14 protein-coding genes are annotated in these 14,153 nt (G+C 62.1%); 7 read left to right on the forward strand and 7 right to left on the reverse strand.

The genetic code is table 11. The annotated features are described in order from the left end of the window. The first annotated feature begins 195 nt into the window (after positions 1-195). Positions 196-618, forward strand: coding sequence for a rubredoxin (locus tag PPGU16_RS42730; protein ID WP_243460714.1), 423 nt, complete (start codon positions 196-198; stop codon positions 616-618). A gap of 128 nt (positions 619-746) precedes the next feature. Then, the gene (locus tag PPGU16_RS29105) at positions 747-1,169 is read left to right on the forward strand and encodes a BspC domain-containing protein (RefSeq protein WP_180726220.1); all 423 of its coding nucleotides are present in this window, start codon (positions 747-749) and stop codon (positions 1,167-1,169) included. A gap of 11 nt (positions 1,170-1,180) precedes the next feature. Here PPGU16_RS29105 and PPGU16_RS29110 read toward each other — a convergent pair whose 3' ends face one another. From PPGU16_RS29110 to PPGU16_RS29125, 4 genes are all read right to left on the reverse strand, one after another. After that, positions 1,181-1,492, reverse strand: a complete 312-nt coding sequence (locus PPGU16_RS29110; RefSeq protein ID WP_180726221.1) for a hypothetical protein — start codon at positions 1,490-1,492, stop codon at positions 1,181-1,183. A 119-nt stretch (positions 1,493-1,611) separates the two neighbouring features. Beyond that, a complete protein-coding gene (locus tag PPGU16_RS29115; RefSeq protein WP_180726222.1) occupies positions 1,612-2,529 on the reverse strand; it encodes a LysR family transcriptional regulator in 918 nt (305 codons plus the stop codon). 33 nt (positions 2,530-2,562) lie between these two features. After that, the gene (locus PPGU16_RS29120; RefSeq protein WP_180726223.1) at positions 2,563-3,474 is read right to left on the reverse strand and encodes a LysR family transcriptional regulator; all 912 of its coding nucleotides are present in this window, start codon (positions 3,472-3,474) and stop codon (positions 2,563-2,565) included. A gap of 106 nt (positions 3,475-3,580) precedes the next feature. Then, positions 3,581-4,933 carry an acetamidase/formamidase family protein gene (locus tag PPGU16_RS29125; protein WP_180726224.1) on the reverse strand — a complete coding sequence of 451 codons (1,353 nt, stop codon included), beginning with the start codon at positions 4,931-4,933 and terminating at the stop codon, positions 3,581-3,583. 404 nt (positions 4,934-5,337) lie between these two features. Here PPGU16_RS29125 and PPGU16_RS29130 point away from each other — a divergent pair, with 404 nt between their 5' ends. From PPGU16_RS29130 to PPGU16_RS29140, 3 genes are all read left to right on the forward strand, one after another. After that, positions 5,338-6,087 (forward strand): creatininase family protein, encoded by a 750-nt coding sequence (locus tag PPGU16_RS29130; protein ID WP_180726225.1) that lies wholly within the window; start codon positions 5,338-5,340, stop codon positions 6,085-6,087. A 224-nt stretch (positions 6,088-6,311) separates the two neighbouring features. Beyond that, a complete protein-coding gene (locus PPGU16_RS29135) occupies positions 6,312-7,412 on the forward strand; it encodes an NAD(P)H-dependent flavin oxidoreductase (protein ID WP_180726226.1) in 1,101 nt (366 codons plus the stop codon). A 27-nt stretch (positions 7,413-7,439) separates the two neighbouring features. Next, entirely contained in the window at positions 7,440-8,102 is a 663-nt protein-coding gene (locus PPGU16_RS29140) for an MOSC domain-containing protein (RefSeq protein ID WP_180726227.1), read from the forward strand. A gap of 789 nt (positions 8,103-8,891) precedes the next feature. On the opposite strand, the gene PPGU16_RS29145 is transcribed toward PPGU16_RS29140, so the two are convergent. The 3 genes from PPGU16_RS29145 to PPGU16_RS29155 all read right to left on the reverse strand — a co-directional run bounded on the left by PPGU16_RS29145 (position 8,892) and on the right by PPGU16_RS29155 (position 11,893). Continuing rightward, complete coding sequence (locus tag PPGU16_RS29145) at positions 8,892-9,128, reverse strand: tautomerase family protein (RefSeq protein WP_180726228.1); 237 nt, start codon at positions 9,126-9,128, stop codon at positions 8,892-8,894. A 66-nt stretch (positions 9,129-9,194) separates the two neighbouring features. Beyond that, positions 9,195-9,905: an SDR family NAD(P)-dependent oxidoreductase gene (locus PPGU16_RS29150; RefSeq protein WP_180726229.1), complete on the reverse strand. Its 711-nt coding sequence runs from the start codon at positions 9,903-9,905 to the stop codon at positions 9,195-9,197. Positions 9,906-10,882: 977 nt separating this feature from the next. Beyond that, positions 10,883-11,893: a TIGR03571 family LLM class oxidoreductase gene (locus tag PPGU16_RS29155; protein WP_180726230.1), complete on the reverse strand. Its 1,011-nt coding sequence runs from the start codon at positions 11,891-11,893 to the stop codon at positions 10,883-10,885. A gap of 262 nt (positions 11,894-12,155) precedes the next feature. Between PPGU16_RS29155 and PPGU16_RS29160 the strand changes: the two genes are divergently transcribed. Continuing rightward, a complete protein-coding gene (locus tag PPGU16_RS29160; protein ID WP_180726231.1) occupies positions 12,156-12,470 on the forward strand; it encodes a DUF485 domain-containing protein in 315 nt (104 codons plus the stop codon). Then, positions 12,467-14,140 carry a cation acetate symporter gene (locus PPGU16_RS29165; protein WP_180726232.1) on the forward strand — a complete coding sequence of 558 codons (1,674 nt, stop codon included), beginning with the start codon at positions 12,467-12,469 and terminating at the stop codon, positions 14,138-14,140. Before PPGU16_RS29160 ends, PPGU16_RS29165 begins: the two co-directional genes overlap by 4 nt. Positions 14,141-14,153 lie beyond the last annotated feature (13 nt).

A 14,153-nucleotide genomic window follows, 5' to 3' on the forward strand; every position in this document is an offset into this window, starting at 1 on the left:
CACCGGTCGATCCGTCAATTTTTCCGTTCAAGCCCATGTCGACACCTAATCGTGCCAACGCTCGCCGTTCGCTGACGCTTCTCGAAACCCTCGGTCTGGTCGGTATCGCTGCCGCGCTGTGCAGCGCGCTGCTGCGTCACTTTTTCTAAGCGCGGCGAGCGGCAACAGCATGCGCTCGTCCAGCTATCACTTCACATGTACACGAAAGCCACTGCCGTCGAACTCCAGTTTTCGCCCGATCGCCTGAACGATGGCGCGGGCGATCCGTTCTGGATCGATCTGAATCATGCCGAAGCCGTCGAGCTTCATCAGGCGCTGCAACGCTATCTCGACACGCCAGCCGACGCGCGGCCCGCGCCGCTCGTCGTCTCGCTCGACAAGACCGCGAGCGCGGGCGATGCGGAATCGACGGGGTCGAATGCCGCCACGCAAAGCCCGACATCCGCCGATGACTTCAAGCAGTGGGTCTGCGTGATCTGCGGCTGGGTCTACGACGAAGCAGCCGGCCTGCCGGAAGAAGGCATTGCGCCCGGCACACGATGGGCCGATGTGCCGGAAGACTGGCGCTGCCCGCTGTGCGATGTCGGCAAGGAAGATTTCGCGCTGGTCGAATTCTGATCGCGTGCATTGACGAAGCGCTGCACGAAGTCCACAGACGACGCAAACGATGGCCATCCGGCGAAGCGGGTATACTCTCGCGCCTTGAACGTTTGCAACACATCTGCACTTCCGGGCACCGCTTCCTAATGAAAAGCATCACAGCCCTATTGGGCGTCTTCAGCCTCGTCTGGTTCTGCACCAGCGCGTTTTCGCAATCCCAGACCGACGTGCCCGACGACTACGCATACCTCGCGCGTCTTCACGTCCGTCCCACCGTCATCAACTGCATCGCCGAGCTCGACCGCTGGATTCGCACTACCTCACGTTATGACATGTTCCTCGCGCCGGACCGTCGCGTGCTGAAGGCCAAGGTCAATGAAGAGGGCGGTCTCTTTTCCGGCAACAACGGCTCGCAGACGGTCGAATCGACCGTGTCGATGCGCGCGTTCGCACGCGTTCGCAACCGGCAGTCGTGGTTGCCCGTGATCGCGCAGTGCGGCGTCTGGCATGAGCATGTCGTCGGCGTGTCGTTGCAGCAGGTCGACGGGCAAACGCCCGTTGTGCGCTGACGAGACGCGGTTCAATCGCCGTGGTTGTTCAGCTTGAAATCCACCGGCGAGCCGTATGAGAACCTGCGCGTTAGCGAACGCACATCGTATTCGCGCAACGCGGAAAGATACGACGGACCGTGGATGATGGCGGGCGACGGCGTGCTCGACCGGTGCCGGTCGTGATGATCGGATTCGAACGCGGGTGAGTCGAAGTCGGAAGACGGATTGGAGAGCGGATTGGCGAGCGCGATGATGACCGGGCCGTCCGCGTAAGCCGAATAGATCCCGGCTGTGCCGAACGCGGCCATCCATACTGCGAGCAGTACGACGTACGATTTCATCTGCGACGGGCTGCCGGTCTGATCTCGGCGTGTCGTTCGCGCACGATGCGCGAGTTCGCGCCATGACTGGATATTAGTCACGCAATGACGGCAACGCAAGGCGGTGCCGCCAGCGCGCGCTACGTCAGTTCGTCGATCATCAGCCGCGCGGCCGGGGACAGCACGGAGCCGCGCCGCGTCACGATGCCGTATGGCTCGGTGCGCGAGCGGACTTCGATTGCCAGTGGCCGCGCCAGGCCGTGATCGGCAAGCAGCGCCGCCATGTCGCGCGGCATCAGCGAAACCAGTGTCGGGTCGCGCTGCAACATCAGCACGGTAGTGATCGTCGATGCGGTTTCGATGGGATGGGACGGCACCGAGAGCCCCGCTTCCTTGAATTCGCGCTCGAACAGGCCGCGCAACGGCATGATGCTCGGATAGACGATCCAGCGGCTCTTCGCGAGATCGGCGAGCTTCACTTTGCGCGCTTTGGCCAGCCGATGCAGCGGGCTCGCGACGATCGCCAGCGGCTCGTCGCTCAGTTCGACGTAGTCGTAGTGATCGGGCTGTTGCGCGACGGTCGTACGGCAGATCGCGAGATCGAGCCGCCCCTGATCGAGCAGCGCCAGCAGCCGCGCGCTGGTGTCTTCGACGACTTCGACGGTCAACGTCGGCTGCCGCTCGCGCAGCCGCGTCAACGCGTCGACCAGCACGCCCGACACGGCGCCCGTGATCGCGCCGACCGCGAGCCGGCCGCCCGAGCCTTGCAGGATGCCTTCCATCTCTTCGCGCAGATGCGCGACGTCCATATGAATCAGCCGCGCATAACGGATCACGCAGCGCCCCAATTCGTTGGGCTGGATGCCTTGTTGCGAGCGCGTGAAGAGCGTCGCGCCGAAGGTCGCTTCGATCTCGCGCAGCGCCTTGGTCGCGCCCGGTTGCGTGAGCGCCATCTGATCGGCGGCGCGATGCAGCGAGCCGTGTTCGTCGAGTGCGATCAGCAGACGCAGTTGCTTGAGCCGCAGACGGGCGACAATCGAATCGACGTTCGGCAGCATGTTTGAAAAAGAGAGGAGATCGGGAGCGAGCGTTCAGGCTCTGAGTTTGTCGACGAGGAAGTCGACGAAGGCGCGCACGCGCGACGACAGATGCCGCGCATGCGGATACAGCAGCACGAAGGGCCTTGTGCGGCCGCCGTACGGCGTGAGCACTTCGCGCAACGTGCCGTCCTTCAGGTCTTTTTCGACGACGAATCGATAGGTCTGGAAAAGCCCCGCATCGTGTCGCGCGAGCGTGGCGCCTGCGAGCACGTCGCCCGACGTGCTGTTGCCGCCGCGCGTCATCATTTCGATCTCTTCGCCTTCGTTCTGGAACAGCCAGGGAATGTTGCGTCCCGTGCTCGGCAGCGCGAACTGGATGCATTCGTGGTGAATGAGATCGTCGGGCGTTTCCAGCCTGGCCGCCGATTTCAGATAGGCGGGCGAAGCGACCACCACCAGTTCGGCGTCTTCGAGCTTGCGCGCGATCAGGCCGGAGTCGTCCGGCGCGCGGCCCCGGATGGCGAGGTCGAAGCCTTCATCGGCGAAATCGATGTTGCGGTTGCTCAGGTGTGTTTCGACCGTGACGTCGGGATAGAGCTTGCGAAATGCCGCGAGCAGCGGCAGTACGCGATAGTGGCTGTACGGCGTCGGCATGCTGATGCGCAGCACGCCCGACGGCGTGCTCTGCTGCCCCGTCGCTTCGCGCTCGGCGTCGGCGAGCTGGGCGAGCGCCTGACGGCATTGCTCGAAGTAACGGCTTCCTGCGTCGGTGAGCCGGATCTGCCGTGTCGTGCGCACGAAAAGCCGCACGCCGAGCCGTTCCTCCAGGCGCGCAACCGACCGGCTCACGGCCGCGGGCGTCACGCTTGCAGCTGTCGCCGCCAACGTGAAGCTTTCCAGTTCGGCGGCGAAACAGAACAGTTCGATGCTGCCAAGAAGTAGGTCTTCGAATTGACGCTGCATGTCCTTTCCGTGGTCGGCGGATATCGTTCGCGTTGCATGCTCTCAGGACGAACAACGCGAGGCGGCGCAGGGTGCCGCGCCGCGTGTCCGCAGAGGATAGCAGGTCTCAAGCCAACTGATACTTCTCACGGACCAGATGCCCAATGCCGATCCTGTCGAGAATTTCCAGCGGGCAGAGGAGGGTCACACGCACCGTGCCGGGCAGGCGGCTGATCTCGATCGAGCCGGCGATCGTCGCGCGATTGAGCACTTCCTCGTAGCTCAGACCGGTGACGGCGGCGGCGCGGCGCAGTCCGTTTTCGGTCGCGGCATTGAGGTTGATGCCGCTGCCGATGAACGTCACGGGCCCATTCTGTTCGATCTCGTGCTGCCCATAACGCGCGCCGAGTTCGGCGACTTTCTGACGCTGTTCGGCGCTCATCGGGCGCGCCATCGGCGGCAGGTCGTCGAGGTTCTGCAGCAGGATCGGTCCTTCGATCGTCAGGTGCTTGATGACTTCGACGCTGAGTTCGGTTTCGCCCGATACATCCGTTGCATGCCCGGCGATCTCGCCGTTGCCCTGTTGCGCGTGCATGTCGCCGAGATAGACGCCTGCGCCTGGCACTTTCACGGGGCAAATCAGAATGCAGCCTTCGCGCACCGAGTTCGTGTCCATGTGTCCGTCGGTCTTCGCGCTGTGCAGTTCTTCCGTCGTCATGTTGAAGCGGTGCGGCGCGCCGACCAGATATTGTCCGAAGTCCGCGCAGTTGTGCGAGTCGGGCAGATCGCGCGACGGCGTCGTGCCGATGTTGCCGAGGAACGGCCGCATATGCGCGGCGAGGCCGGGCATGTCGGCGCGCGCCAGCGACAGGATCGAATGTTGCGCAGCGAGTTCGGGCAGCGCGGACATCGCCGATGCCTTGCCCGCGAGCCGGTCGCCGACTTCCTGGTTCACCGTGAGGCTGACGCCGTTGTCCTGATCGAGCACGATGACGTAGCCGTGTTTGAACTGGAACGCGCTGACTTCGGCGCCGCAATGGTCGCAGCGAATCGCCTCGGGGCCGATGCCTTCGACATGGCTGGCCGGGTGCTCGGTGCCGCACGACGAGCAGAACTTGGCGACGAACGGATCGCCGTGATAACGGCCTTCGACGAATTGCATCACGCCGGACGACGTCGCATGCGACGTCACGCGCATGCGCTGGATTTTCAGCGCGACAGCATCGCCGACCTCCGCGCCTTCGATGGCGACGGGCTGCGTGACTTCATGGCCGCCCTGGAACGCGGGCGTGATCATCGGGCCCCAGCATCCGGGCGGCGTGCCTGCGAACAACGTGCCGCCGTCGGCAAGCGGTCCCAGCATTGCCTGACTCGGGCCGAGAATGCCGTTGGTATAGGAATCGACGTGAAGCTGGCTGACGGGTGTCTTGTGGGTCTGGGCGTCGGCCTTTGTGTCGGAGTGGACGGTCGTGGTGGTCAATCTTGTCTCCTGACTGGAAGTGGGGCGCGATATAGATCGCATGCGATTAAAGCGGGCGAGTCGAATCATACGCGGAGTTCTCGCTGTGTCAATCCTGTGCGATCAAATCGCGTGCGACGTATATGTCACGGAAGCAGCGCCATTGCGCGCGTTCGTGGCATCTTTCCGTTGTGGAATCGATACGCTGCATTTGGGCGCGCTGGTCAACAGTCGTCGCGCGACATGTCGTTGCCTTGCGGACAACGAGTCGTGAACCTTGTTGCTGTTGGTGAGGGCGCCGATTTGCCTGTACGCTTGTGCGGATCAGGGTTTGCCGCTCGAGCCTGCGGCAGCGGACCCCGGATTTCCCCACGATCAACGAGCCACGCCGCGTGCGGCGCGAGGCGGAAAAAACAGGAGTGTCAATGCTTTTACATCTTTCGACTTGGGCCGAGATCGAGCAATACCTGAAACGTAGCCGCGCAGTCGTCGTTCCCATCGGATCGAACGAGCAGCATGGTCCGACGGGTTTGCTCGGCACCGACTGGCTGTGCCCGGAGATCATCGCGCGTGAAGCGGAAAAGTCGGCCGATATCCTCGTCGCGCCGACCTTCAACATCGGCATGGCGCAGCATCACCTCGGCTTTCCGGGGACGATTTCGCTGCGGCCGTCCACGTTCATCGCTGCGATCGGCGACTGGATTCGCTCGCTGGCGACCCACGGCTTCGAGAAGATCCTGTTTCTGAACGGCCACGGCGGCAACATCGCGTCGATCGAGGCGGCGTTTTCCGAGGTCTATGTCGAAGCGAGCTTCGCGAAGCGTCATGCAGGTTTCGCGATGAAGCTGTGCAACTGGTGGGATCTGGAAGGCGTCGGCGAACTCGCACGCAAGCAGTTCCCCGAAGGACACGGCGTTCACGCTACGCCGTCCGAGATCGCGATCACGCAGTGGGCTTTCCCGGACGCAATCAAATCCGCCGACTACTCGCCGAAGATCGCGCCGTCCGGCCCGATCCGCGAAGCGCTGGATTTCCGCGCGCGCTACCCGGATGGCCGCATGGGCTCGGACCCGGCACAGGCATCGCCGGAAAAAGGCGGCGAACTGGTGCGGCTGGCGGCGTCGAGCCTCGTGCGCGAGCTGAACGCGTTCGCCAGCGAGCCGTTGCCCCGCTGATGCGTGGATGGGCGCGGAGTTTCGCCGCGCCTTTCACCTGTTCCCAGCACTCAAGAGTGAATTGCCCGCGTAATGGTTGACCCATCGTCCGCTGAAAAAGATGATCTGGGGTATAGATTGCATGGTGAGAGCGTTTGCAATTTGGGGGAGGCGGTTGTTGACCGCTCGTCCAGCTTCCGTTTGCGAGCCGCGTCCATGCGCCAACCGTTTGATGAGGACATGACATGAGCACTCGTTCCGAAGGCAAGCCGCTGTTGAGTTTGCTGGGCATCAGCAAGCCAATCATCCAGGCGCCGATGGCAGGCGTCAGCACGCCGGCGCTGGCGGCCGCCGTATCGAATGCGGGCGGCCTCGGCTCGCTCGGCGTGGGCGCGATGAAAGCCGAGGCGGCGCGCAAGACGATCCGCGACACGCGCGCGTTGACGAGCGCGCCGTTCAACATCAACGTCTTCTGCCACGTGCCCGCGACGGCCAATGCAAAAGTCGAACAGGAATGGCTGACGTGGCTCGCGCCGCAATTCGCGAAGTACGGCGCAAGCGCACCTGAAAAACTCGCCGAAATCTACACGAGCTTTGTCGAAGACAAGGCGATGCTCGACGTGTTCGTCGAGGAAAAGCCGGCCGTCGTGAGTTTTCATTTCGGCTTGCCGTCGAAAGAAGTCATCAAGGCGCTGAAGGATGCAGGCATCACGCTACTGGCGTCGGCGACGAATCTGGACGAAGCGCAGCAGGTGGTCAATGCGGGTGTCGATGCGATCGTTGCGCAGGGCATCGAAGCGGGCGGCCATCGCGGCATGTTCGACACGCAAGCCTTCGATGAAGGCCTCGGCACGTTCGCGCTCACCCGGCTTTTCGTGGAGAAATTCGATCTGCCCGTCATTGCGGCGGGCGGCATCATGGACGGCGCGGGCATTGCCGCGGCGCTCGCGCTCGGCGCGCAGGCCGCGCAGCTCGGAACGGCATTCGTGCCGTGCCCGGAGACGTCGATCGACGACGGCTACCGTCGCGCGATTCTCGGCGATGCCGCGCTTCACACGACGATGACGTCGGCGATTTCGGGCCGTCAGGCGCGCAGCATGGTCAACCGCTTTACGGAACTGGGCCGCGCTGGGGATCGTCCCGCGACACCCGATTACCCCGTCACCTATGATGCAGGCAAGGCGCTGCACGCAGCCGCGAAAGCGCAGGGCGAGTTCGGCTTTGGCGCGCAATGGGCCGGCCAGGCGGCGGCGCTGGCGCGTTCGATGCCTGCGGCGGAACTCGTCGCGCGGCTCGAGACGGAACTCGACGAAGCGATCCGTCGATTGCAGCGGTTCGCGCGCTGACACAATTCATATTAGCAATGGCCTCCGATGGATGAACCGACAACGCATACAGAAACCGACAGCACCGCGCGGGCGACCGATGCGAGGCTGCTTTCGATCAACATCGGCGTGTGCCAGCCGCTCGACGTCGGGCTTGCGTCCGAAGGTCTGACTGTCGAGTCGGCGATCCGCAAGCGCTCGGTGAGCAGCGCGAGCGAAGGCGCGGTGGTCGAGGTGAAGAAGCTCGGGCTCGTGGGCGACGAGCAGGCGGACCTGAGCGTTCACGGGGGCCTCGACAAGGCCGTTTATCTCTACCCGTTCGAACACTATGCGTGGTGGCGACAGCGGCGCATCGAAGCGGATTTGCCCGATGCGGGAGAGCCATTGGCATTCGGCATGCTGGGCGAGAATCTGACGACGCAGGGTTTGCTGGAGTCGGATCTTTGGGTGGGCGATATGCTCGTGATCGATCAGGTCCGGTTACGGGTGGAGGCGCCGCGTAGTCCGTGTTTCAAGCTCAATGCCGCGATGGGATACAGGAAAGCTGTCAAGCATATGTATCTGAGTGGGTTTGCTGGGGTGTATCTGAGCGTTCAGCAGACGGGGTTTATTCAGGCTGGCGCACGGATTGAAGTCGTGCCGGGGCGTAGGGAGGAGTCGGTGAGTCATATTCTCGAACGGCAGCGGGGGAAGGCTCGGCGGGAGCCGTGAAGGGGTGTGGGTGGCTTCGCGGTGCGGGCGTTGCTGGTCGGTGTTTTGGTTTTTGTGCTGGCATCCGCGTGATGTTATTGGTTCGCATGCGTTGCCCCTGTGCGGGGCGGCACCTACTTTTCTTTGCCGCCGCAAAGAAAAGTAGGCAAAAGAAAGCGGCTCACACCGCCAGTTCTAGTATTTGCCTGAGGGCCCCCGAAGGTTCTTACACTTCACACGGCAACCACGTGACCGACGTCCGTTGCCAGCGCTCTTGCAGTGCGCCTCACCCGCTTCATCTGCGCGCGTCGCAGCATGCCGCGCCACACAGTCCACCGCCGCCCAGGTGGCAAACTGTGTGTAGGCCGTAGTGCTCCGCACGCCTCACTTCGAACCGATGGCGCACGCGTTCCACGCTGAAAGAGCACCACCCTGGACGGCGCGACAACCTACACACAGTTTGCCACCTGGGCGGCATATGCCATTCGCTGCCGCTGGCCCAGGTACGGGGATTCAACGCGGGTGAGGCGCTCATTCGAAGCGTTGGCGACGCACGCGAACAGAAATGCTGCCGTGTGAAGGTTGGGGACGTTGGGGGCCCGTGGACAAGAACAAGGGCTGGCGGTGTGAGCCGCTTTCTTTTGCCTACTTTTCTTTGCGGCGGCAAAGAAAAGTAGGTGCCGCCCCGCACAGGGGCGACGCGTGAAGCACGCTAACAAAACGCGGATGCGAGCGAAATCACGAGCAAACCAAACCAAACCAAAACCAAACCGCCTGCGCCGCGAATGCGCGACCACGAAATCCCCGCGTTTAATCGTTCTTACTGGCTCTCAGCCGACGATACTCATCAACCGGCAACCCACCCCATCCCCAATTCTCCTTCTCGACTTCCTGAATAACGACGAACGTTGCTTCCAGCGGCTTGTTCAGCACCTTCAACAGCAGCTCGCTCGTTCCCTTGATGAGTTGGGCCTTCTCTTCCGGCGTCACTGCGCTCGTGCCGGGCGTGTTCCCTTCGCGCGTAACCTGAATCGTCACGATAGGCATCAGAATCTCCGTAATGTCGTGTGGGACAGGCGTCGTTTCCGACGCCTCGCCGTGCCGGGTGGCAGCTTAGTGACCTGCGCTCTGGCCGCCGTCGACGTGCAGGATCTCGCCCGTGACGAACGGCGCTGAATCGAGATACAGCACCGCATTGACGATGTCGCTCATCTCGCCCATATGGCCGACAGGATGCAGCGAGCCCAGCGCTTCGTGGGTTTCCGGCGCGTGCATCGGCGACTTGATGATGCCGGGTGAAACGGCGTTCGCGCGGATGCCCGACTTCGCGTATTCGATGGCGAGCGACTTCGTTGCGGCGTTCAGGCCACCCTTGGTCAGCGATGCGAGTACCGACGGCACGCCCGAGATCGCGTGATCGACGAGGCTCGTCGTGATCTGCAGGACGTGGCCGCTGTTGTTCTTTTCCATCTCGGCGATGGCGAGCTGCGTGATGTGGAAGAAGCCGTTCACATTCACGTTCAGCACGGCAGCGTAGTCTTCGGCCGTGTATTGCGTGAACGGCTTGGCGATGAAGATGCCTGCGTTGTTGATCAGCGTGTCGACACGGCCGAAGCGTGCCACTGCTTCCGAAACGGCGCGCTGCGCGACTGCGCGGTCACCGATGTCGCCGGCGATCGCCACGACGTTCGGATCGTCCGACTGCTTGATCGAACGTGCGACAGCGACGACGCGATAACCGCGCTCACGGAAGCCCTTGACGATCTCGGCGCCAATGCCTTGCGATGCACCTGTGACGATTGCGACTTTTTGCGAATTGCTCATGATGGACCTCGAAACGTTGTTCGGCTGTGTGTCGGAATTGACAGTGCCGTTAGGTCGTAAATCTAGGCTTCCTCGGCGTTGTTGCGAACACCCGGGTTGGACAAACTGTTGTGATTGGGAGGAATAAATGGGGTTCTTTTGTCTGCGACGCTGGGGCGGGTTTTTGGTTTTTTGCTGGCATCCGGTTTGAGCCTCCGCGGCGCGGGCGTTGCTGGTCGGTGTTCTGGGTTTTTCGCTGGCATCCGCGATTTGCTTCTGGTTCGCTAGCGTTGCCCCTGTGCGGGGCGGCACCTACTTTTCTTTGCCGCCGCAAAGAAAAGTAGGCAAAAGAAAGCGGCTCACACCGCCAGTTCTTGTGATTGCCTGAGGGCCCCCACAGGGTCTTACGCTTCACACGGCAACAACGTGACCGACGCTCGTTGCCAGCGCTCTTGCGGTGCGCCTCACCCGCTTCACGCTCCCGCGTTACAGCACGCCGTGCTATACAGTCCACGGCCGCCCAGGTGGCAAACTGTGTGTCGGCTTTCGCGCCCTACGCGCATCACTCTGGACTGGGTAGCAAGATTGGTGTTTCTGGCAAGAGCATTAACCTGTACGTCATGACAACCTACACACCGTTTGCCACCTGGGCGGCAGCAACCATTCGCTACCGTCGGCCCTTGTGTGGGTGTCTGAAGCGGGTGAGGCTTCTGTTCGGAGCGTTGGCAACGCACGCAAACAGAAATGCTGCCGTGTGAAGTGTAGGACCGGTTGGGGGCCCTCAGGCAAACACAAGAACAGGCGGTGTTAGCCGCTTTCTTTTGCCTACTTTTCTTTGCGGCGGCAAAGAAAAGTAGGTGCCGCCCCGCACAGGGGCGACGCTTAAAGCACCAGTAACAAAACGCGGATGCCAGCGCAAAGACCAAAAATACCGACCGGCAACGCCCGCGCCACGAAGGCTCACCCGCGGATGCCAGCGCGAAGGCCGAAACACCAACCTACTCATTAGCCGCAAACTCCCCAAGCACATCCTCCTGCAATTCATCCAGTATCTGCCGATAATCCCGCGGCGTCACACGAGGGTTCAACGCAACATGCGACACCCCCTGCTCCCGCGCCAGATCGAGATAATCCCGCAGCGCGCGGCTCCCAATCGCAAACCCGCCACCGATCCGCTTGAACGGAAAATCCCGCCGCGGATGCAGATACAAAAACCCACCAAACGCTAGCGGCTTCGCCTCGCCATCAGGGTTCGTCTGACGATTCGTCTCTCTCCACTCATCGGCGAACGATTGCAACTTCGCAGGTTCCGGCACGAACCCGAGATACCCGTCCATATTGCCGGCGATCCAGCCAAGCTTCTGTTGCGAGCGCCCGACCGCAATAGTCGGCACCCTCCCGAACACAGGCTTCGGTAGCATGGTCAACGAACCATCTCCTCGACCGAAACGCTCGGATTCGAAGCGCGGGAAGTTCTGCTCGCTCACGCTGCGATACACGCCATACGCGTCGCGAAAACGCTCCCCACGACTCTCGAAGTCGATTCCGAACACAGGATATTCGGAAGGCCGATCACCCGACGACATCCCTATCACAATGCGTCCGCCCGTCAGCCGGTCGAGCGAGTTGATCTGCTTCGCGAGCATCAGCGGCTCGCGCATCGGCAACACGATGCCCGTCGTGCCGAGCGTGATGCGCTCGGTCGCGGTGGCGAGATGCCCGATGTAGATCAGCGGTTCGAAGATCTGCCCGGAATCGCCGTACTGCGGATCGTAGAACGGGATATCGCGCGCCCATAACGCGGCGACGCCGGCCTGTTCGGCACGTTGCGCCATCTGCAGATGGTCGGCCATCGACGGATGCGGCGAGGCGGCGTGTGTTTCGAGCGGCAGGATCAGCCCGACCGTGAGCGCGTCGCGCCGGAAGACGCGGTCGTAACCGCGATGACCTTGCAAAGGGAACGGAGCGCGCTCGACTTGCGGTTGGGGAAAAGCGATTGGCATGTCCATGATGTTCCTCCAGTGACGTCAGATTACGGATATGCGTCGACGGGAAAAACATAGCGCCGCTAACAACACTTGATACACGGCGTCAATAGAGATGGACAGCAGGGAAGCGCGTGAAAAACTCTGTTTCACTCACGATGATGGTACGCATCATCAATCATCATTTTACTTGATCCATCGTCGCTCCTATCGTTGAGGAAAACAGAAGAGCGTGTCGGGTAGCCCCCGAAATGCGCCTACTTCGAAACGAAATACAGGAGACATCGTGGTCCAAACGACTGCACTTCACAACGTCCGGTTGTCGCCGGCGTTCGTACGACTCGTCGCGCGGCGGCGCAGGCTCGTCGCATTGCTTACCTTCGGCACCTTGCTGCCTTACTACGCCTTTGTGCTGATCGCAGGCTTCGCGCCGAAAGTGCTCGCGCTGAAGCTGTTTCCGGGCAGTGTCATGACGATTGGCTGGCCCGTGGGCGTCGCGCTGATCGTCGGCACGTGGATCCTGACGGGCATCTATATTCGACGCGCAAACGGCGAGTTCGACGCGTTGACCGCTCAGGTCCTGGCGGGAGATGCGCAATGAAACGAGGCGTCAAACTCATCGGCGGCATGCTCGCCGCGTTCATTGCCTGCGACGCAATGGCCGCAGCGGAAGTGCTCGAAAAAGCACAGAAGCAGCCGCTCAACACGACGGCCATCGTCATGTTCCTCGCGTTCGTCGTTGCGACGCTCGGCATCACGTATTGGGCCGCGTCGAAGACCAAGTCGATGAAGGACTTCTACAACGCGGGCGGCGGCATTTCCGGTTTTCAGAATGGACTCGCGCTGGCGGGCGACTATATGTCGGCGGCCGCGCTGCTCGGTGTGACGAGCATGATCTTCTTCAACGGCTACGACGGCATGCTCTACGCGGTGAGCTTCTTCGTCGCGTGGCCGTTGCTGATGTTCCTGTTCGCCGAGCGCATCAGAAATCTGGGGCAGGTCACGATCGCCGACATCGCATCGTTCAGACTCGACCAGCAGAGAATACGCACGCTGATGGCATTCGGCTCGCTGACGGTCGTGTGTTTCTATCTCGTCGTGCAGATGGTGGGCGCCGGTCAACTGATCCAGTTGCTGTTCGGACTTCAATACAACTATGCGGTCGTCGTGGTCGGCGCGCTGATGGCGGTGTATGTGACCTTCGGCGGCATGGTCGCGACAACGTGGGTGCAGATCATCAAGGCCGTGCTCATGCTGTTCGGCGCGACGCTGCTTGCGGTTCTCGCGCTGAGGCACTTCGGCTTTTCGATCGACGACATGTTCGCGCAAGCGATCGCCACGCATAAGAGCGGCGCCGGCATCATGTTGCCGAGCAAGCTCGTCGCCGATCCGTTTGCGATGCTGTCGTTGTCGGTGGGACTGGTGTTCGGCACGTCGGGTCTGCCGCATATCCTGATGCGCTTCTTCACGGTGCCGGATGCAAAGGCGGCGCGCAAATCCGTGTTCGTCGCGACGGGCTTTATCGGGTACTTCTTCCTGATCGTGATGGTGCTCGGCACGGCCGCGATTGTCATCGTGGGCCGCAATCCGATGTTCTACGAGGGCGGCGTGGTCGGCGGCAAGCTGATCGGCGGCGGCAACATGCCCGTCATGCATCTGGCGAAGGCAATGGGTGGAGACCTCGTGCTGGGCTTCCTGTCCGCCGTCGCCTTTGCCACGATCCTCGCCGTCGTGGCGGGTCTCACGATGGCGGGCACATCGGCCATTTCGCACGATCTCTACGCGATGGTGATCAAGCGCAATCGCGCCGATCACGTGAAGGAGAAACGCGTGTCGAGAATCGCATCGATTGCGATCGCGTGCGTGGCAATCGTGCTCGGCATCGTGTTCAAGGATCAGAACGTCGCGTTCCTCGTGGCGCTGACATTCAGCGTGGCCGCGTCGGTGAATTTCCCGATCCTCACGCTCGCGATCTACTGGAAAGGCCTGACGACGCGCGGCGCGCTGATGGGCGGCATTGCGGGGCTCGTCAGCGCGGTGGGTCTGGTCGTGCTGTCGCCCGCCGTGTGGGTCAAGGTGCTCGGACACGCGACGCCCATCTTTCCGTACGACTACCCCGCCATCATTTCGATGACGATCGCCTTCTTCTTCACATGGATCGGATCGGTCACCGATCAGGGCGCGCGAGCGGCGAACGAACGCGAGCAATTCGACGAGCAATTCGTTCGCGCACAGACGGGCATCGGTTCGTCGCGTGCCGCCAGTCACTAGAGAACCGCAGCAA

The organism is Paraburkholderia largidicola (genome assembly GCF_013426895.1).
Classification (GTDB): Bacteria; Pseudomonadota; Gammaproteobacteria; order Burkholderiales; family Burkholderiaceae; genus Paraburkholderia; species Paraburkholderia largidicola.